Below are 19,444 nucleotides of genomic sequence, written 5' to 3' on the forward strand. Positions count from 1 at the left end.
TTACTGATTGTGGCGACGCACATCCATAACATTGGGTAATTGCTGTAATTTATTTAATATTTTGCCCAAGTGATTCAAGCTATCGATTTCCACCGTAATTAATAAGTCGGCGGTGCCATCGTGTTGAGACAAGGTGTTCATAGACAAAATATTAATGTCATCTAGGGCCAAGGTCATGCTCACGTCTTTCAATAAGCCACGACGGTCATAGGCTTTAATCATTAAATCAACTGGGTACAGTTTCTCAGGCGCTTTGCCCCAATTGACTTCGGTAATGCGGTTTGACTGGCTTTGTTTTAAGTTAAGTAAATTATTACAGTCCGCTTTGTGGATACTGACACCACGACCCTGAGTAATAAAACCGGCAATAGAGTCACCCGGCACTGGGTGACAGCAAGTGGCTAACGTACTTAACAACTTGCCCACCCCATAAATATACACATCACTGCCATCAATGGGTTTCGCTGGCTGAGTAGGCAATAAACTTAATTGTTGCTCATCATCCACGTCTTTTTGCAGTTGTTTTTGCGCGTGATGAATGGCCTGAGAGATGCGTACTGTACCCGCACCCACTGCCGCATATAAATCATCAAGCTGTTTAAAGTTTAAATCTTGCGTCAGTTGATGTATGTCGATGTTATGGAAGCCAATTCGCTTTAACTCTGGCTCTAGGATTTCTTTGCCATCCAAAATATTTTGATCACGAGCTTGGTTTTTAAACCATGAGGCTACTTTTGCACGAGCACGCGTGGTGTTCACATAGCCGTTTTCTGTATTCATCCAATCGCGAGACGGTCGAGCATCACGGCTGGTTAAAATTTCAATTTGTTCGCCCGTTTTCACCTTATAAGTCAGCGGTACAATGCGTCCGTTCACTTTAGCACCGCGGCATCTGTGGCCGATTTCAGTGTGCACACGATAAGCAAAATCCACTGGGGTTGAGTCCGGTTGCAGGTCCACTACATGGCCGTCTGGCGTAAACACATAAATACGGTCTGGGGTAACATCTTGTCGTAGGCTGCCCATTAAATCGTTAATGTCACCTAGCTCGTCATGCCATTCTAAAACTTGGCGTAACCATGAAATTTTTTCTTCATAACCGTCATCCTTACCACTGACATCGGTGCCTTTGTAAAGCCAATGGGCACAAACACCTAATTCAGCATCATCGTGCATGTCGAAGGTACGAATTTGAACTTCGAGTACTTTACCTTCTGGGCCAATTACGGCGGTATGTAATGATCGATAACCGTTTTCTTTCGGATTGGCGATGTAATCGTCGAATTCATGGGCGATATGACGCCAAAAAGTATGCGTGATGCCTAATGCGGCGTAACAATCTTTTAATTCCGGCACTAAAATACGCACAGCTCGAATATCGTAAACTTCTGAGAAGTCGATATTTTTACGCTGCATTTTTCGCCAAATACTGTAGATATGCTTAGCACGCCCTTCAATATCACATTTGATACCGGCGCCTTCGATGGCATTTTTTAACGTCTCAACCACATTATCTATGTATTGCTGGCGACCTAAACGCTTTTCATCCAGTAAACTTGCGATTTTTTTATAAGCATCGGGTTCAATATAGCGAAAGCTTAAATCTTCTAGCTCCCACTTAATTTGGCCAATCCCTAATCGATGAGCGAGGGGTGCATAGATTTCAAATACTTCGCGCGCGACTTTTAAGCGACGCTCTTGCGGGGCATTTTTGACGGCACGAATCACACTGGTTCGTTCAGCCAATTTAATGAGCGGTACACGTACATCATCAATCATAGCCACAAGCATTTTACGCATGTGTTCCACTTGCGCTTCTGATTGGCCGAGTACTTTTAATTTTGATGCGGATTGCGCTTGTGTGATGGCAGCCATTTTTAAAACGCCGTCGATTAACTTGGCAATTTCTTCACCAAATTGACGCACCACATGATTCAGTGCCAAGCGCCCTTCTCGCACAGGTCGATATAAAATGGCGGCTACAATACTGGCTTGATCCATGTGTAACTCGGCCAAGACTTGTGTCATTTCGGTGGCAATTTGTAGGCTGGAAATATCAGCGTTCCACTGTTCGCGATTCGCGATGGCTTGTGATTCGAAGGTTTGTGCGATATCACACGCTTGACGTAATTGCTCAACGTCTTTTATTTCGACTTGCTCATTGAGGCTGTTAATCCATGCATCAACATTCACTTCACCGTCAGTGATTAAGTGGTCGTCCCGTACTTTAACCATATCTAATCCTTTACAAATAACGCCATAGATTCCACATGCTTGGTTTGTGGGAACATATCCATGACGGTTATTTTTTCAATTCTAAAGCCTGCGTCCAGCAAGGGCTGAGCATCACGTACTAACGAGCTAGGCTCACACGCAATGTATAAAATTCGACTTTTTTGTTTTGTTAACCATGGCATTAATGTAGCGGCACCGGTACGCGGTGGGTCTAACAAAATGGCATCGGCTTTGGGCAAACGGAATAATAATTCTTCATCATCAAGGTTTAAGGCCATCGCCGTGATGTTGCTGATGTGATGACGATTGGCATTGTGCTTAATGCGTTCAACCATCGGGCCAACCCCTTCTACGGCTAACAATGATTTCACTTTGGGGGCTAATGGAATACTGAAATTACCAATACCGGCAAATAAGTCCAACAGGGTTTCATCTGGCTTCAAGTCGAGCCATTGCGCGGCTAAATCCACCATTTTCTGGTTAACTTGAGCATTACCTTGGATAAAATCTTTCACTTGAAATTCAAGTTGAAAACCGGAAACGTTATAACTTAATGCCGGTTCGACTTCAGGGAAGACACACTCGAGTGTTTCGTCTCCTTGTAAGTACATAATGCATGCGTGCTTGAGAGAAAATGCCTTTAACAGCGCATGGTCTTCAACATTAAGCAGTTTTAAGTGTCGAAGCACCACAACTGGGCCTTGCTCACTGGCGATTAATTCCATTTGAGTAATAACCGCTTTGCCGCTTAATGCGCTAATACAGCCCTGCATTGGCGTAATTAACTCGCTTAGTACCGGTTCTAATACTGGACACGCATCAATAGAGGTTAAGTGTTTATTCGCCTCTTCACGAAAACCAATGATAATTTCGTCTAATTGCTTGCGATAACGCACACCTAAACGGGCACGACGGCGGTAACCAAAGCCATTGCTAGCAATGGGCGTTTGCCAAGGAATATCCGCTATTTTCAACTGTCGCGTTAACTGCTGGTGTAGGTTTTCTTGTTTGTGGGGCAATTGCTCTGCGGTTGTCAGGTGCTGCAACTGGCAAGCACCACAACGACTATAATGAGGGCAAGATGGTTCAACTCGGTGCTCGCTAGCCTCTGTAATTGATAACAGCTGAGCTTGGCTAAAGTGGCGTTGCTGTTTTTGTAAGCGCACATGCACGTTTTCGCCCGGTAGTGCACCGGGCACAAACACAACTTTGTTGTCATGACGACCAACGCCATGGGCTTCATGGCTTAAGCTTTGAATCGTAAAGTCCAGCTCTGGCGCTTTTTCTGTGCGTTTTGCTGTTTTTTTTCCGTTGCGCACAATTGCCACAATCACATTCCTAAAATAACTTGAGGCCATTAATGGCCCCAAAGATTCATTTTTCAAGGTTTTGGCCATTTTACGACACACGCCGTAAAAAAGGCAGGTTAGGTTTGTCCAAAGTGCCTATCTGTTCTCGCACAAGCTCATTCCTATTATTTATCTTGCGGGAGACTAAACACACCGGTTGATAAATAACGGTCACCACGATCACAGATGATCGCCACAATAACCGCATTTTCGAGCTGTTCACTTAAACGTAATGCCCCAGCAACCGAACCACCTGAACTGACACCGCAGAAAATACCTTCTTCACGGGCCAAGGCACGCATGGTGTCTTCTGCTTCTTGCTGGCCAATATCCATAACCGTATCGACTCGTGTTTTATCAAAAATTGACGGTAAATAAGCGGGTGACCAACGGCGGATACCCGCAATCGCGGCTCCTTCCTTGGGCTGTAGCCCCACTATTTGGACATCAGGGTTTTGTTCTTTTAGATAACGACTCGTGCCCATAATGGTGCCCGTTGTGCCCATCGAGCTCACAAAGTGCGTAATGGTGCCTTTGGTATCCTGCCAGATCTCAGGGCCCGTGCCTTCATAATGCGCCATTGGGTTATCTAGGTTTGCAAACTGATCCAACACCTTACCTTTGCCATCTTGTTGCATTTGTATGGCCAAATCACGCGCATACTCCATACCTTCAACCAGAATAAGCTCTGCGCCATAGGCTTCCATGGCCCAGCGACGTTCCATGCTGGAATTATCAGGCATGATCAATACCATTTTATAGCCCATGATCGCACTGGCCATGGCTAAAGCAATACCAGTATTACCACTGGTGGCTTCGATGAGTGTATCACCAGGCTGAATATCCCCGCGCTCTTGTGCCCGACGAATCATATTTAATGCAGGGCGATCTTTTACCGAGCCTGCAGGGTTATTGCCTTCAAGCTTTAATAAAATGGTGTTGCTTGTGTGGGTGCCTAGGCGTTGTAAACGCACTAATGGTGTATGGCCAACAAAGTCGGCAATGGTAGGAAAGTCCATGCTGTCATCACTTATATAACAATCTCTGCGCGCATAATACGCTTAATTATAACGCTTTAGTAATATCAAAAGGCAATTTGCTTATATCTTCAGAATCAAAAACTGAAGATTGAGCAATTCCTAATCAAATCCGTTAGAATAGCGCACCTCTAAAAACAAGTATTTTGCAGATGAATTATTGGGGCATCCAAAAACACATACTTTGGCTCACGTTATTGCCGTGCTTAATAACCGCCTTAGCACTGGGTGGCTATTTTACGCTGGATCAAAATTACCAGCTAAAACGTCAAGCCAATGAACAAGCAAAGCTGCTTAGCCAACAATTAGCCATTGAGGGCGCTGATCTATTCAACCAACCCAGCAATGAAAGCCAAGCCAAGCTTCAACAATACTTGGACCTGCCTCATATTCGCAGTATTTCGCTGTTAGACAGTGAACAAAAAACCTTACTGCATATTGGCCCGAGTATGTATGAGCCTTCTACTAAACGGATTATTGATAACGGCTCTCACCGCTTTGAAACAGAGCATAGTGTTCGGATTTTAACGCCGGTATTTGACCCAACATCACAAATGAACAGCCAGTTATTAGGCTGGATCGAACTTGAGCTCACCACAACACAAAGACAGCTCGTTTTATATAAGTCCTTATTCAGTAGTATTTTACTGATTCTTGCGTGTTGCTGTTTTGCCCTTTACCTTTCATACCGTTCAAGTTCACGCATCACGGTGCCATTACACCAAGTTAGCCATACGCTCAATGAATTAGAAGCCGGCAATTTAGAAGCACGCGTACAGCTAAGCAATTATCAAGAATTTAATGAGCTATCCGGTGGCATAAATGCCATGGCGGCAAGCTTGCAACAAGCACAACAAGAATTACAAGACAGCGTCGAACAAGCCACCGAAGATTTAAAAAGCACCGTTGAAGCCATGGAAGTGCAAAACATTGAACTGAACTTTGCACGACGCTCTGCACTTGAAGCCAGCAAAACAAAATCAGAATTCTTGGCAAACATGAGCCATGAAATTCGCACACCATTAAACGGTATTTTAGGGTTTAGCAAATTATTAGAAAAAACGCGCTTAAACAAACGCCAACAAGAATACCTTAGTACCATTGAATCATCGTCGTCTAGCTTGCTGTCTATTATCAATGACATTCTTGATTTCTCAAAAATTGAAGCAGGCAAATTAGTACTGGATAAAGTACCCGTTAATCTACGTGACATTTGTGATGATGTATTAACCATGCTTGCCCCTGAAGCACATAAAAAACAAATAGAACTTGCTGCCATGGTTTATCAAGATGTTCCCATGGACATCATGGCTGACCCAACCCGAATCAAACAAGTACTGACAAACTTGATCAATAATGCAGTGAAGTTTACGGAGTCAGGATCTGTCATTGTTCGTGTAATGCTAGAAGAACATATTAATCAAAAAGTCGCCCTTAAGTTTACCATCACCGATACCGGGATTGGGTTAAGCGAAGCGCAACAAGACAACCTATTCAAAGCCTTTAGCCAAGGCGACACTTCAACTACACGTCGCTTTGGTGGTACAGGCCTAGGCTTGGTGATTTCAAAACACATTATTAGTCACATGCAAGGTGAAATTGGTTTATCAAGTCAATCTGGGGCTGGTTCTCAATTTTGGTTTACCGGTCAATTCGAACCGTGCGATGTTGAGGCAGAAAGATGGGATGACGCGCCTTGGCATGGTAAAACGGCATATTTGTTAAGTGAGCTGGACACCACATCTCAAGTACTTCGTCATCAACTTAGTACCATCGGCTTTAACGTCACCAGCTTCCCGAATTTAAAAGCGTTACACGCCGAACAAATGAATAACCAAGCTGATATATGTTTGCTTGAAATAACACAGCGCACAGACTGTCATTTGACAGAGCAACTTCAAAGAAATTGTCATGTGATTGCATTGCTTAGAAATAATGACAGCCATAATTTATCTATTTTACAGCAGCTTAATATAGAACATCGTTTGGTTTGCCCTGTCTCTACTCGTAGAATTGTGCATGTCATGCACGATATTTTTACAGACCAACTGCAAAATAATTTAGATTTTCTTGGTAAGAGCCAAGCACCATTAAAGATTCTTGCCGTGGACGATAACCAGCCAAACCTAGAGCTACTAACCACCTGGCTGGGCGACCTAAATGTGGAAGTCATCAGTGCTACCGGTGGACTACAAGCCGTGGAATTTGCTCATCACGAGCGTTTTGATTTGGTCTTTATGGATATTCAAATGCCAGACTTAGATGGTTTGTCTGCAACGAAGAAAATTCGCAAACAACCCCATAATCTTCACATGCCAATTATCGCACTGACGGCCCATGCCCTACCGACAGAACGTAAACAACTTTTACAGAATGGGTTTGATGATTACCTCACAAAACCCATAAGTGAAGAGCAGTTAATACATTCGTTAATGAAGTGGACTCATTATCAAGGTTATGGCTACAACAAACCCAAAGTCATTCAGCAAGTAAGTGCAGCGACTGATGAAAACGAAAGCAGCGTCATCAATTGGCAACAAAGTTTAACATTAGTCGGGGGTAAAGAAGAGTTAGCCCATAAAATGTTAATTGGATTAATTAAAGAACTAACCGATATAACACCATTAGTGCTCAATGCAGAGAGAGACGCATTGATTGAGCCCATCCATAAATTACATGGTTTATGTAAATATGTGGGGGCTGAGCATTTACGCCATTGTGTTGAAGGTGCTGAATTATGTTTGAAAACAGATTGCGAGCAGTGGCCACAATACCAACAAGAACTATTGATCGCTATTGAAGAGATTAAGCAATGGCAAAAAGAAAATATGTCAGGCGTACTACTAGAACAATCATCAATAGAAAGTTAACGCTAATACATTAAATAATAGTACAAAATGCCACACAGTATAGGCGCTCATCACTTAATGTGATCAGCGCTTTTTTTCCACCTAATGCCTGTAGTTGATCTAACGCCGCACCCGATAAAACCACTTCAGGTGCGCCATTTGTTGCATTATTCACTTCAATATTTTGCCACCCCACGCCTTTGGCTATTCCCGTTCCTAATGCTTTGGCGATGGCTTCTTTTGCGCACCAACGTTTCGCTAGAAATGACACTCGAACATGTTCGTCCTGAATATCATAAAAGCGTTTTTGTTCAGCCTGCGTTAAAATACGGGTAACAATTTTATCCCCTTGTTTTTCATACACGCTTTTTAGCCGATCGATTTCTAAAATATCGGTGCCAATGGCAATGGTCATGTCAACTAACCTTGATTGAAAGCCGATGCTTGGTCTATCAGTTCACGCATTTCTTTCACGGATTGTTTTAAACCAACAAACATGGCGTGCGCCATCATGCTGTGTCCAATATTCAATTCATTAATACCCCTAATAGCGGCTATGGCCTGAGTGTTATGGTAGTGCAAACCATGGCCTGCATTAACAATCAAGCCTTTACGGTTACCGTACTCAACACCTTTTTTAATTTTCTCTAACTGCTTTAATTGGTCAACTTCATTTTCAGCATCGGCATAATGCCCGGTATGAATTTCAATAACAGGAGCACCACATCGTACTGCCGCATCAATTTGTTTTTCATCCGCATCAATGAACAACGATACTTCTGCATTAATTCTAGCCAGACGCTCACAGGCGTCTTTTATAACCGCTTCATTGGCGATCACGTTTAAGCCCCCTTCTGTGGTGAGCTCTTCACGCTTTTCAGGTACTAAACACACGGCATGGGGTTTAACTTGCTCGGCGATACCAATCATTTCATCGGTCACGGCCATCTCTAAGTTCATGCGTGTATTAAGCATGTCACGCAACATAAACACATCACGATCTTGAATATGACGGCGATCTTCACGCAGGTGTAATGTAATGCCGTCTGCGCCGGCTTCCTCTGCTGCCAATGCACCATAAACAGGGTCAGGGTAACGAGTACCACGGGCCTGACGCAGCGTTGCAATGTGGTCAATATTCACACCCAATAATACGCGCTGACTTTTCATAACTATTCCTATTTAAAGATGTTTATATTGCTTTAATAACTCACGGGCTTGTATCGGTTTATACCCAATTATAGGCCTTAAGGCCAACCGTAACAGCCGTTTACACATTTTTAACGTCGCGGCTCGAGAGATATCCCCTTGCGCAAGGTATGTTAAATCTTGCCCATAAAAACAATTATTAGGATTTTTTGACGCATAAATATGACTCACACGTGTCATACCCTGCTCAACGAAAAAACCATAATGGCTATCTTCCTCAACAAAATCAGCGGTTTTGAAATCCATATCCCACTCATAGCTTTGGCCCATGTGTTCAAGTAATGTTATCTCAAATGTTCTAAGGGCTAATTCTAATTGTTGATTTTGCAAGTTATGCAGTGCACCTTCATAGGCTTCATAAAGATATTCCGCTTCTACTTCTGCATCACTGCGTAAGGCACGTAAAATCATTTCATTCACATAAAAACCACTGAAAAGGGCATCCCCTTTCTAATGCTAAAGGCAGGCTTTGGCTTTCATACTTGTCTAGGTTTTTAAGTCCAGAATCACCATGGAAAAAGATATGATATTCAATAAATGGCTGTAAGGCCTGTCCCTGACTCATGGCTTTTTTGACACCACGAGCAATGCAGCGAACGAGTCCATAATCAGGTGTGAATAAATCCACCATGACACTGGATTCACGATAAGGTCGAGAGTGAAGGACATATGCGGATTGTTTGATCATAGATTATGTATTTACCGCATATCTATAACGAGGAAAATAGAAATAATAATTGTTTTTTATAATTAGTTGGCTCGCGATAATCCGCGAGCCGTAACACAAGATTAATCTAAATCATTATAGCCTAATGATTTTAATGCTCGCTCATCATCCGCCCAGCCACCTTTTACTTTTACCCAGGTGTTCAGCATCACTTTACTATCGAACATTTTTTCCATATCTAAACGGGCATCTGTGCCTATTTGTTTGATACGCTCGCCTTTGTCACCAATTAGAATTTTTTTCTGGCCTTCACGTTCAACCAAAATAAGCGCATGAATGGTAACTAAGGTGCCGTTATCTTCGAATTTTTCAATTTCGACCGTCATTGAATAAGGTAATTCATCACCTAGTTGACGCATGATTTTTTCACGTACAAGCTCTGCCGCCAAAAAGCGCACACTACGATCGGTAAATTGATCACGATCATAAAAGTGCATGCCTTCTGGTATATATTTCGCAATACTTCGCTCTAGGGCTTCTACGTTATTTCCAAGTTTCGCGCTAACGGGCACAACCTCTAAGAAGTCCATCCTCTCAGACACTTCTTGCAAATAAGGCAGCAAAGTTGATTTGTCCGCTAGATGATCGACTTTATTGATTACCAGAACACAGGGAACATTCGCACCCTTAATTTTTTGTAATACGACTTCATCTTCTGGTGTCCATTTAGTGCGATCCACTACAAACACAACAAGATCAACATCTTTAATCGCATTAGATGCTACTTTATTGATATAACGGTTTAAAGCTTTTTCTGTATAGCCTTCGTGTAACCCAGGTGTATCGACATAAATTGCTTGAACATCACCCGTGGTTTTCATACCTAGAATCTGGTGGCGAGTGGTTTGAGGCTTACGCGATGTAATGCTGAGCTTTTGCCCAAGAATACGGTTCAGTAACGTTGATTTACCAACATTAGGACGGCCAACAATGGCGATGTAGCCACACTTATCATTCATGACTCTACTCCTAATGCTTTAAGGGCTTTTTTGGCAGCATTTTGCTCTGCAATACGACGACTACTGCCAATTCCCAGAGTCACCTCTGGTAAGGCTTCGATACGACAACTCACTTTAAACTTTTGATCATGAGCTTGGCCAAATACTTCGGTCACTTCATAAATAGGCAGACGGTTTTGACTCTTTTGCAAATACTCTTGTAAGCGCGTTTTTGAGTCTTTTAAAACACCATCCATTTTCAAGTCAGTTAAACGCTCGCCATACCAATCGTGTATACGCTCGGTAACCACATCCATACCTGCATCTAAATAAATAGCACCGATAATAGCTTCAATAGCATCCGCTAGAATGGATTCTCGATTATAGCCACCGCTTTTTAATTCGCCTGAACCCAATACTAAGAATTCGCCTAAATCAAAATCACGTCCAAGCTCAGCGAGCGTTGTACCTCGAACTAAACCTGCCCGTAAACGGCTTAACTTACCTTCTTTTGCCTCTGGGAACTTATGAAATAACGCTTCGGCCACCACAAAATTCACAATGGAATCCCCTAAGAATTCCAAGCGTTCATTATTTTTACCGCCTTTACTGCGGTGAGTAAGCGCTAAATCTATTAGGCTTTGGTCTTTGAAATCATAGCCAATTCGCTGGCTGAGCTTTTTTAAAGGATTATTCACTGAAATCTATATAATGGTTAAATGTAGCAACAAGTTCGATATTTGATACCAGCGGGACTCGACGCTCATACTCCATATCAATGATAATATTAGAACCCTGACCAGTAACTTCAACAAGTTTTACTAATTCACTGATGCCGTTAATTTGGAAACGCTTTTGAATCATTTCTCGAACTTCACTGGCTCGGTATTCATTACTGGCAGATTCTTCTTTTAAATTATTGAAAACCGTTTCTACCGACCAATTATCGGAGTACAACGGAAAAACTTTTAGTAAGGTAAGAAAGCTAAAAAAACACAATACAATGACAATCAATATAAAAATGCCACTCGAACCTTGCTGTTTATTCATGTTCCCACCTTATTATTTTATTAATCTTTAACTGTACCAGTAGATAGCATTAGCTATCTACTGACAATACTGCATGGAAAGCAGACTGAGGAACTTCTACGTTACCCACTTGCTTCATGCGTTTTTTACCGTCTTTTTGTTTCTGTAGCAGTTTCTTCTTACGACTCACGTCACCGCCATAACATTTCGCAGTTACGTTTTTACGTAGTGCTTTAACGGTTGAACGAGATACAACTTGGTTACCAATAGCCGATTGAATGGCCACATCAAACATTTGACGAGGAATCAATTCTGCTAATTTTTCACAAAGAGAGCGTCCATAAGTACGTGTTTTATCACGGTGAATAATCACAGCAAGCGCATCAACACGCTCTCCGTTAATCAGTATGTCCATGCGTACTAAGGGTGCTGCCTCAAAATGCGTAAAGCCATAATCCAATGAAGCATAACCTTTACTAACCGATTTTAGTCGATCAAAAAAGTCACCAACCACCTCACTCATTGGCATATCATACTTCAATGCCACTTGCGTGCCTGTGAAGTTCATATCCTTTTGAACACCGCGTTTTTCAACACACAATGTAATGACATTACCCACCAATTCTTTGGGCACCAAGATATTGGCTTCACAGATTGGCTCACGCATTTCAGCAACACGACTTGGGTCCGGTAATCTTGATGGGTTTGCCACCTCTATCACGTCACCATTATTCATCGCTAGCTGGTACACAACGGTTGGTGCAGTGGTTATCAAATCAAGATCGTATTCACGTTCTAAGCGCTCTTGAATAATTTCCATGTGCAATAAACCAAGGAAACCACAACGGAAACCTAAACCAAGTGCATCCGATGATTCAGGTTCAAAAAACAACGAGGCATCATTAAGTGATAACTTATCAAGTGCATCACGGAAGTCTTCATACTGATCAGACGACATTGGGAATAAGCCAGCGTATACCTGTGGCTTCACTTTGGTAAAACCAGGCAAGGCAGCTACTTCATCGGCTTTTTTACTGTGAACCAAAGTGTCACCTACTGGCGCACCATGGATATCTTTAATACCTGCACAGATAAAGCCCACTTCACCGGCTTTTAATTCGTTGGTAATCAAACGTTTTGGAGTGAAAATACCAACCGAGTCAGCGTACCAATCACGCCCAGTTGTTTTAACACGAATTTTGTCGCCCTTTTTCAAGGTGCCGTTCATGACTCGAACCAATGACACAACGCCTAAGTAGCTATCAAACCATGAGTCAATGATTAGAGCTTGTAGCTCACCATCAAGCTCACCCTTAGGTGGCGGAATGCGTTTAATCATGTCTTCCAATACATCTTCGATGCCTAAACCGCTTTTTGCACTACAGCGCACGGCTTCTGTTGCATCAATGCCAATGATCTCTTCGATTTCTTGGCTAACCTTATCTGGGTCCGCCTGAGGCAAATCCATTTTATTAAGAACTGGAACAACCTCAAGGTCTTGTTCAATGGCGGTATAGCAGTTGGCTACCGATTGAGCCTCTACACCTTGTGCCGCGTCCACAACCAATAACGCACCTTCACAAGCGGCTAATGAGCGAGATACTTCATAGCTAAAGTCAACATGGCCTGGGGTGTCGATAAAATTGAGCTGATAAGTTTTTCCATCACGGGACAGATAGTTCAGCGTCACGCTTTGGGCTTTAATAGTAATGCCACGCTCACGTTCAATGTCCATACTATCAAGAACTTGCGCTTGCATTTCACGAGCGGTTAGACCTTCACAATGGGAAATAAAGCGGTCAGCCAAGGTAGATTTACCATGGTCGATGTGGGCAATGATTGAAAAGTTACGAATGTGATCCAGATTACTCACGTAGAGACAAACCTAATAGGTGAAAATTGCCGCAATTTTACACGAATTAAGCCTTATAGCATAGGCGCTTGAAGCGCTAGATGATTGAATAAACAAGGTTTTACAGTAGATTACACGCCTCAATCAGTATTCTAATTGAGGCGTAGAGAGTTAATCGTTCACACGCAATGAAATAAACATAGCAGAGCCACGACGAACAATGCGCATTGGCACAAGCCGCCCACTAGGCAATTGTTTCACAACACGCTCAAAATCAGCCATATCACGAATGATTTCACTGTAAATCATGGTAATCACATCACCATTAATTAAACCGGCATTGGCACCAGGGCCTTGATTAACCGATTGCACCATAACGCCTTCGGTATCCCACTGTTTTTGCTGTGAAGCTGTCAGACCAATAGCCTCGATACCCAAGCGATTAATCTGCTTACTTTGCTGCGGTGCTCGATTACTGGCCAAAACATTGCCCTCTTGTGGTAATACTCCGATCTCCACATTCAAGCGCTTAACTTTACCATTACGAATAACGTTCAATACGGCTTTAGCACCGGGTCGAACACGCCCAACTAAGTGTGGCAAGTCACTGCTAAGCAAGACTTCTTTACCATTAAATTCAGTAATAATGTCACCGTATTGCAACCCAGCGGCCGCTGCGGGACCATTATGCACCACCTGACTCACCAGTGCGCCTGCGGCTTTTTTCAGGCCAAAGGATTCGGCTAAGTTCTTATCGACCTCTTGAATAGCAACGCCTAACCAGCCACGAGAAACCACACCATTTTCTTTAAGCTGTGCGACGACTTCCATAGCGACATTCATTGGGATTGCAAAACTCAACCCCATAAAACCACCACTACGAGTATAAATTTGCGAATTAATACCAACCACTTCGCCTTCTAGATTAAACAGCGGACCACCTGAATTACCAGGGTTAATAGCAACATCTGTTTGAATAAACGGGACATAGTTTTCATTAGGCAGGCTACGACCTTTAGCACTCACAATCCCTGCGGTTACTGAATAATCAAAACCAAACGGACTGCCAATAGCCACTACCCACTCACCAACTTTTAATTTTTCACTATTACCAATCTCAACGGTTGGTAAATTTTTCGCATCGACTTTTAGCAATGCTAAATCTGAACTGGGATCATGGCCGACTAACTCAGCTTCCAACTCACGACGATCATTTAAGCGTACGAAAATTTGATCCGCGCCATCGATCACATGATTATTAGTTAAAACGTAACCATCTTTACTCACGATAAAACCAGAACCTAAAGAAGCTCGCTCTTGAGAGTGCCCCCTAGGATTACCGCGAGGTGTTTGCGGAACACCAAAAAAATGGCGAAAAACATCAGGTACACCTTGGGGTATTTCCATGTTTGCGCCAAATCGGCTTTGTGGTTTCTGCGTCGTACTAATATTGACAACAGCGGGACTAGACTGCTCCACCAGTTCAGTGAAATCGGGTAATTGCGAAAATGCCTGAGCAGAAATAAATAAGAGGCAAAAGCACAACAATTGTTTCATTTATAAACTCCATTACAGTTAAAACAGTTAAATTGACAATTACGTTTAAACTAAACCATTAAATATTATGCTCGCAATTTAATGGACTTCGCACATTGGGATATGTGATTCAACCGCTTGCGCCTTACGCATCAATCGAGGATGCCAGTGAGCATAGTTAGCGCTTTTTGCCCGACGACTCACCCACACAAAACCTGCAACCAAGGCAATGAATGCGAATAATACGCCTAGCTTTTCTTCTACCCCAAATAAACTGGCCGCCATAGCAACGGCCATCATGGTCATTAAAGGCACCCCATACATAAGCAATGATGAGCGTAAAATAGCTTGCTCAGGGACACCAATAATGACTTCATCGTTTTCATGAACATCAACGCCATTACGAGCAACTGGCAAGTCTATTTGTTTTTGGCCGGTTGTTGCTAGCAGGCTATGACCACAGCCTTTTTGCGCCTGGCAAGACCCACACGCACTTTTGGCTATGGCCTGCACCCAGACAACATCACCGTCTACTTTTAGCACTCGTGCCGATTCTTCAACCATTATCTGTTACCACATGCACACACAAAGCCGAGAGTTTTACAGTAGCTCAACGCTTTGTGCAATGCGCTGTGCCGTAGCCGCAGGTATTTCACCTACTACCGTAATTCGATGAGTCTGACCATGCCACTGCTTATGCTGAACAGCTAATACAGTTGGACCCGATTGAGCGGTTCCTTCATCTAGCGTTTTTTCAACTTGTTCAACATAAACAGAAAACATGACAATGCCATCACTGTAGATACGACGAGCCGACAACTTAGGTGCGTAACCTGTAGACGCTTCGTTTTCGAACCCAACCGGAATCCAATTTAAGCGCCACTCTAATACATCTTGCTGTGTGGTTTTGAGGACTTTTGCCATTTGCGCGTCAGTTAATATGGCCCCTTTTGTACGAGGCTCAAAACGTTCTTCTATGAATTCAGTTTTGGGTGCAAAGTAACTAAACTGATAACGTTCTAACACTTGCCCCTTGCGAGAAACCAACTCTGTTCGCAATGGCACCATGGTTTCTATATCTAGCCAAAGTTGATAAAAGTGTCTGCTGGCATCTTTTGGCGCAAGCTGTATACCTTCAACCATACGACCAGCGATTCTCTGTTTACCTAAATTACGAAACTCATAGGCTTTTGTAAGCTGACGAATACTGCCCAACTCAGTATTAGCAAACGGCGAACTGCCTTGTTGCTGCACCTGCTCTACGGATTGATCAGGATGAATACAATAAAGCGCCTCACCGCGACGAATGACCTCTCTGGTTAATCCATCAAGATGAAGCAAACGCTCCCAGATCACACCTTCGTTCGTGCCATGCACAATCTCAACACTTTGTGTTTGATTACCCGCTTGGTGGATAAAAATCCCTTCATACATGGCATTAGGCGCACGGTTCAGCATCTCTTCATAGAAAGATTGTGCAGTTGGAGAGACATTTTTTTTTGCCTCGGTGTCAGCTGATGCAAACCAAGATACGCTTACAATGCATAATGTAATGATACAACGCAGCATTATTTTTCCTTGCTTGTCTCAAAGTTAACCACACGCGCAAATGGCATAGCCGTTCTGCCTTGGCCTATTGCACTATCCTGAGCATGCTGTTTAAGGTAACTATTCAATCGTTCTTGAGCTTGTTGAAGCTCTTGCTCATCAACCCCTTCAATACCATTTTGACCCTGCGCAATCATACTCGGGCTACGGAATTTGCTCACATCTGGCGTCACCACTTCTACTTTCGATTTATTCACCAATTGGTCATCAAAGCTTTGCTGTGTAAGCGGATTAAATCGTGCCCCTATCACCACTGCAAACGCCACAGACGCTGCAACCGACAGCCCTGCAATTGCCTTAAACCAAGGCTTCTGGATCGTTTGTTGATGACCCATTGACTCTTGCGCTAATGCGTCACTTACCGCAGCACTGATGTCTAAATTCGCAAAAGGGGATGTATCCCCTTTTAACGCATCACGAGCAACATGAAAACGCGACCATTGTGCCTTCATAGCAGGGTCGTTATCGACCTCACCAAGCACACGACGCATGCTTAATTCATCCAGCTCACCATCCATCAGTGCGGATAAGGATTCGGTTTGTTTTTCGTTCATAGTCACCTCTCGCCTTAACAGGCTGTTAAAACTCATTTATGTCTCTTGCTCACGCAAGATATCGGTTATAAACGTTTTTCAACGCCTGTTATGCACTCTTGGTATTGTCCAGTAATGGTGCCATCGCTTTATCGATAGCCTCCCTTGCCCTGAATATTCGTGAACGCACCGTGCCAATTGGACACTGCATGACCTCACCAATATCTTCGTAACTCAAACCTTCTAACTCACGTAATCGAATCGCGGTCCGCAGCTCTTCTGGCAGTTTCTCCATAGCCGCAAATACAACGGTATTTAGCTCATCACGGGCCAAAATTTGATCTGGCGTTGCTATATCCTTTAGAGAGGCTGCATGGGCATAATGTTCCGCATCATCTACATCGACATCTTGAGCAGGTGGGCGACGGCCTTGACTCACTAAATAATTCTTTGCGGTATTCACCGCAATTCGGTACAACCAAGTGTAAAACTGGCTATCACCGCGAAAGTTTTTAAGGGCCCGATACGCTTTTATAAACGCTTCTTGAGCCACATCTTGAACTTCACTTGAATCGTTTATGTAACGTGAAATCAATGACATAATTTTATGCTGATACTTAAGTACAAGCAGATCAAAAGCACGCTTATCGCCCTTTTGTACTCTTTGCACCAGCTGTTGATCTGAATCCTGTTGCGACATTGCTCCCCCGCGTGCCGAACACGCTTTACTCATCACCTCTGTATTGTAATTATTGAGGCGGGTATCACTGGTTAATATAGTCAATGGAAGAATTAGAATGGGCTCGCCATTAAAAGTTCAACCATAGGTTAAAAATATTCCTATTTGACCACGCTCTAGGTGTAAAATCCGAGCTATTGTGCTCAGTATTCTTTTAATTACGCCACTTATCAGTATAGTGACGGCGTGAAATGTTACAGGATTAAGTTATGGATCAGCGACAGGTATTTGATGTTTTAGTCATTGGCAGCGGTGCCGCCGGCTTGACTGTGGCATTAAATGTGGCGGATAACGCCAAAGTAGCCGTCCTGAGTAAAGACAAACTTGATAGTGGCAGCACTCGCTGGGCTCAAGGTGGCATTGCTGCCGTACTCGATAGCGACGACAGTATTAAAGCGCACATAGCAGACACACTTGATGCTGGTGCAGGACTATGCAATTACAGTGCTGTTCGTCATACCGTTGAAAACAGCGCAAACGCCATTGAATGGTTAATTGAGCAACAAGTTCAATTCAGTAAAGACAGCAACAACGAATATCACCTAACCAAAGAAGGTGGTCACAGTCACCGCCGTATTATCCACGCAGCAGATGCGACAGGCGTGGCCGTTAGCCAAGCTTTAGTTGGCCAAGCAATGGCCCATAAAAACATCAGTTTATTTGAACATCGCGTCGCCATTGACGTCATCTCTTGTGAGAAATTTAAAATTCCAGGCAAAGGTGTGGCCGGTGCTTATGTACTTAACGAAGAAACTGGTCACGTAGAAACCTTTCGTGCTCGCACGGTTGTTATCGCATCTGGCGGCGCCAGTAAATCCTATTTATATACCAGCAATCCTGATGGCACCTCTGGTGATGGCATCGCCATGGCGTGGCGTGCTGGATGCCGTATAGCCAATATGGAATTTAATCAGTTTCACCCAACGTGTTTATACCACCCGCAAGCAAAGAACTTTTTAATCACTGAAGCGGTGCGCGGTGAAGGTGGTTTATTGAAGCTACCCAATGGTGAGCGCTTCATGCATCAGTTCGATAAGCGCGCTGAGTTAGCACCAAGAGATATTGTGGCTCGTGCCATTGACCACGAGATGAAACGTCTAGGTGCTGATTGCTTATATTTAGATATTTCACATAAGCCCAAAGAATTTATTCTTGAACACTTCCCTAATATATATGAACGCTGTTTAGAATATGGCATTGATATGAGCAAGCAACCAATCCCTGTCGTGCCAGCAGCTCATTACACATGCGGTGGCATTGTCACCGATCAAAGCGGCCGTACCGATGTACCCAATTTATACGCAGTCGGCGAAAGCGCTCATACAGGCTTGCATGGTGCAAATCGATTAGCCAGTAACTCATTACTTGAATGTATTGTGTATGGCCGCAGCGCCGCAAGCCATATTTTAAATATCATTAAAGAAAAAAATAATGTGGCATTTGCACCAGACTGGGATGAAAGTCAGGTCACTGACTCTGACGAGGATGTTGTTATCAGCCACAACTGGGATGAGCTTCGCCGCTTCATGTGGGATTATGTGGGCATTGTAAGAACCGATAAACGACTTGTGCGGGCACAGCACCGCGTTCAATTATTACGCCAAGAAATTTTAGATTTTTACGGCAACCATAAAGTCACCAGCGATTTACTTGAATTACGTAACTTAGTCGAAGTCTCTGAATTAATTATACGGTGTGCAATTTTACGCAAAGAAAGTCGCGGTTTACACTACTCCCTTAGCCACCCAGATTTATTGCCGGTGGCGTATGATACGGTTCTCACGCCATAAATTAATAAAACGC

At 43.3% G+C, this 19,444-nt stretch carries 18 protein-coding genes; 2 read left to right on the forward strand and 16 right to left on the reverse strand.

Annotated features, from left to right (window positions below):
* The 3 genes from relA to cysM form a co-directional block, all read right to left on the reverse strand.
* Positions 1–2,235: a GTP diphosphokinase gene (gene relA, locus ACU6U9_RS11670; protein ID WP_446735221.1), complete on the reverse strand. Its 2,235-nt coding sequence runs from the start codon at positions 2,233–2,235 to the stop codon at positions 1–3.
* 2 nt (positions 2,236–2,237) lie between these two features.
* Positions 2,238–3,593 (reverse strand): 23S rRNA (uracil(1939)-C(5))-methyltransferase RlmD, encoded by a 1,356-nt coding sequence (gene rlmD / locus ACU6U9_RS11675; protein ID WP_446735222.1) that lies wholly within the window; start codon positions 3,591–3,593, stop codon positions 2,238–2,240.
* A 116-nt stretch (positions 3,594–3,709) separates the two neighbouring features.
* Positions 3,710–4,603, reverse strand: a complete 894-nt coding sequence (gene cysM / locus ACU6U9_RS11680) for a cysteine synthase CysM (RefSeq protein WP_446735223.1) — start codon at positions 4,601–4,603, stop codon at positions 3,710–3,712.
* Positions 4,604–4,773: 170 nt separating this feature from the next.
* Here cysM and ACU6U9_RS11685 point away from each other — a divergent pair, with 170 nt between their 5' ends.
* Positions 4,774–7,491: a response regulator gene (locus tag ACU6U9_RS11685; RefSeq protein WP_446735224.1), complete on the forward strand. Its 2,718-nt coding sequence runs from the start codon at positions 4,774–4,776 to the stop codon at positions 7,489–7,491.
* A gap of 10 nt (positions 7,492–7,501) precedes the next feature.
* Here ACU6U9_RS11685 and acpS read toward each other — a convergent pair whose 3' ends face one another.
* The 13 genes from acpS to rpoE form a co-directional block, all read right to left on the reverse strand.
* The gene (acpS, locus tag ACU6U9_RS11690; protein WP_446735225.1) at positions 7,502–7,885 is read right to left on the reverse strand and encodes a holo-ACP synthase; all 384 of its coding nucleotides are present in this window, start codon (positions 7,883–7,885) and stop codon (positions 7,502–7,504) included.
* A 5-nt stretch (positions 7,886–7,890) separates the two neighbouring features.
* Positions 7,891–8,640, reverse strand: a complete 750-nt coding sequence (gene pdxJ / locus ACU6U9_RS11695) for a pyridoxine 5'-phosphate synthase (protein ID WP_446735226.1) — start codon at positions 8,638–8,640, stop codon at positions 7,891–7,893.
* 12 nt (positions 8,641–8,652) lie between these two features.
* The gene (gene recO, locus ACU6U9_RS11700; protein WP_446735227.1) at positions 8,653–9,090 is read right to left on the reverse strand and encodes a DNA repair protein RecO; all 438 of its coding nucleotides are present in this window, start codon (positions 9,088–9,090) and stop codon (positions 8,653–8,655) included.
* 1 nt (position 9,091) lies between these two features.
* Positions 9,092–9,367 carry a DNA repair protein RecO gene (gene recO / locus ACU6U9_RS11705; RefSeq protein WP_446735228.1) on the reverse strand — a complete coding sequence of 92 codons (276 nt, stop codon included), beginning with the start codon at positions 9,365–9,367 and terminating at the stop codon, positions 9,092–9,094.
* 101 nt (positions 9,368–9,468) lie between these two features.
* Positions 9,469–10,365 carry a GTPase Era gene (era, locus tag ACU6U9_RS11710; RefSeq protein ID WP_446735229.1) on the reverse strand — a complete coding sequence of 299 codons (897 nt, stop codon included), beginning with the start codon at positions 10,363–10,365 and terminating at the stop codon, positions 9,469–9,471.
* Positions 10,362–11,042, reverse strand: coding sequence for a ribonuclease III (gene rnc / locus ACU6U9_RS11715; RefSeq protein ID WP_446735230.1), 681 nt, complete (start codon positions 11,040–11,042; stop codon positions 10,362–10,364). The genes era and rnc overlap by 4 nt, the downstream gene beginning before the upstream one ends.
* Positions 11,035–11,394 (reverse strand): DUF4845 domain-containing protein, encoded by a 360-nt coding sequence (locus tag ACU6U9_RS11720; RefSeq protein ID WP_446735231.1) that lies wholly within the window; start codon positions 11,392–11,394, stop codon positions 11,035–11,037. Before ACU6U9_RS11720 ends, rnc begins: the two co-directional genes overlap by 8 nt.
* Positions 11,395–11,443: 49 nt before the next feature.
* Positions 11,444–13,246 (reverse strand): translation elongation factor 4, encoded by a 1,803-nt coding sequence (gene lepA / locus ACU6U9_RS11725; protein WP_446735232.1) that lies wholly within the window; start codon positions 13,244–13,246, stop codon positions 11,444–11,446.
* 150 nt (positions 13,247–13,396) lie between these two features.
* The gene (locus ACU6U9_RS11730; RefSeq protein ID WP_446735233.1) at positions 13,397–14,782 is read right to left on the reverse strand and encodes a DegQ family serine endoprotease; all 1,386 of its coding nucleotides are present in this window, start codon (positions 14,780–14,782) and stop codon (positions 13,397–13,399) included.
* Between the two features lie 78 nt (positions 14,783–14,860).
* Entirely contained in the window at positions 14,861–15,325 is a 465-nt protein-coding gene (locus ACU6U9_RS11735) for a SoxR reducing system RseC family protein (protein ID WP_446735234.1), read from the reverse strand.
* Positions 15,326–15,361: 36 nt separating this feature from the next.
* Positions 15,362–16,330, reverse strand: coding sequence for a MucB/RseB C-terminal domain-containing protein (locus ACU6U9_RS11740; protein WP_446735235.1), 969 nt, complete (start codon positions 16,328–16,330; stop codon positions 15,362–15,364).
* Positions 16,330–16,923 (reverse strand): sigma-E factor negative regulatory protein, encoded by a 594-nt coding sequence (locus ACU6U9_RS11745; protein ID WP_446735236.1) that lies wholly within the window; start codon positions 16,921–16,923, stop codon positions 16,330–16,332. The genes ACU6U9_RS11740 and ACU6U9_RS11745 overlap by 1 nt, the downstream gene beginning before the upstream one ends.
* An 88-nt stretch (positions 16,924–17,011) precedes the next feature.
* Positions 17,012–17,602, reverse strand: a complete 591-nt coding sequence (gene rpoE, locus ACU6U9_RS11750; RefSeq protein WP_446735237.1) for an RNA polymerase sigma factor RpoE — start codon at positions 17,600–17,602, stop codon at positions 17,012–17,014.
* Between the two features lie 248 nt (positions 17,603–17,850).
* Here rpoE and nadB point away from each other — a divergent pair, with 248 nt between their 5' ends.
* Positions 17,851–19,431 carry an L-aspartate oxidase gene (gene nadB / locus ACU6U9_RS11755; RefSeq protein WP_446735238.1) on the forward strand — a complete coding sequence of 527 codons (1,581 nt, stop codon included), beginning with the start codon at positions 17,851–17,853 and terminating at the stop codon, positions 19,429–19,431.
* Positions 19,432–19,444: the final 13 nt, after the last annotated feature.

The organism is Pseudomonas sp. HK3 (genome assembly GCF_052920985.1).

Coding starts and splice junctions, on each gene's coding strand:
- rlmD (WP_446735222.1), bottom strand. CDS start 3,593: ATGGCCTCAAGTTATTTTAGGAATGTGATTGTGGCAATTGTGCGCAAC.
- ACU6U9_RS11735 (WP_446735234.1), bottom strand. CDS start 15,325: ATGGTTGAAGAATCGGCACGAGTGCTAAAAGTAGACGGTGATGTTGTC.
- relA (WP_446735221.1), bottom strand. CDS start 2,235: ATGGTTAAAGTACGGGACGACCACTTAATCACTGACGGTGAAGTGAAT.
- pdxJ (WP_446735226.1), bottom strand. CDS start 8,640: ATGAAAAGTCAGCGCGTATTATTGGGTGTGAATATTGACCACATTGCA.
- nadB (WP_446735238.1), top strand. CDS start 17,851: ATGGATCAGCGACAGGTATTTGATGTTTTAGTCATTGGCAGCGGTGCC.
- cysM (WP_446735223.1), bottom strand. CDS start 4,603: ATGGACTTTCCTACCATTGCCGACTTTGTTGGCCATACACCATTAGTG.
- ACU6U9_RS11745 (WP_446735236.1), bottom strand. CDS start 16,923: ATGAACGAAAAACAAACCGAATCCTTATCCGCACTGATGGATGGTGAG.
- ACU6U9_RS11685 (WP_446735224.1), top strand. CDS start 4,774: ATGAATTATTGGGGCATCCAAAAACACATACTTTGGCTCACGTTATTG.
- ACU6U9_RS11740 (WP_446735235.1), bottom strand. CDS start 16,330: ATGCTGCGTTGTATCATTACATTATGCATTGTAAGCGTATCTTGGTTT.
- ACU6U9_RS11730 (WP_446735233.1), bottom strand. CDS start 14,782: ATGAAACAATTGTTGTGCTTTTGCCTCTTATTTATTTCTGCTCAGGCA.
- recO (WP_446735228.1), bottom strand. CDS start 9,367: ATGATCAAACAATCCGCATATGTCCTTCACTCTCGACCTTATCGTGAA.
- rpoE (WP_446735237.1), bottom strand. CDS start 17,602: ATGTCGCAACAGGATTCAGATCAACAGCTGGTGCAAAGAGTACAAAAG.
- acpS (WP_446735225.1), bottom strand. CDS start 7,885: ATGACCATTGCCATTGGCACCGATATTTTAGAAATCGATCGGCTAAAA.
- recO (WP_446735227.1), bottom strand. CDS start 9,090: ATGATTTTACGTGCCTTACGCAGTGATGCAGAAGTAGAAGCGGAATAT.
- ACU6U9_RS11720 (WP_446735231.1), bottom strand. CDS start 11,394: ATGAATAAACAGCAAGGTTCGAGTGGCATTTTTATATTGATTGTCATT.
- era (WP_446735229.1), bottom strand. CDS start 10,365: ATGAATGATAAGTGTGGCTACATCGCCATTGTTGGCCGTCCTAATGTT.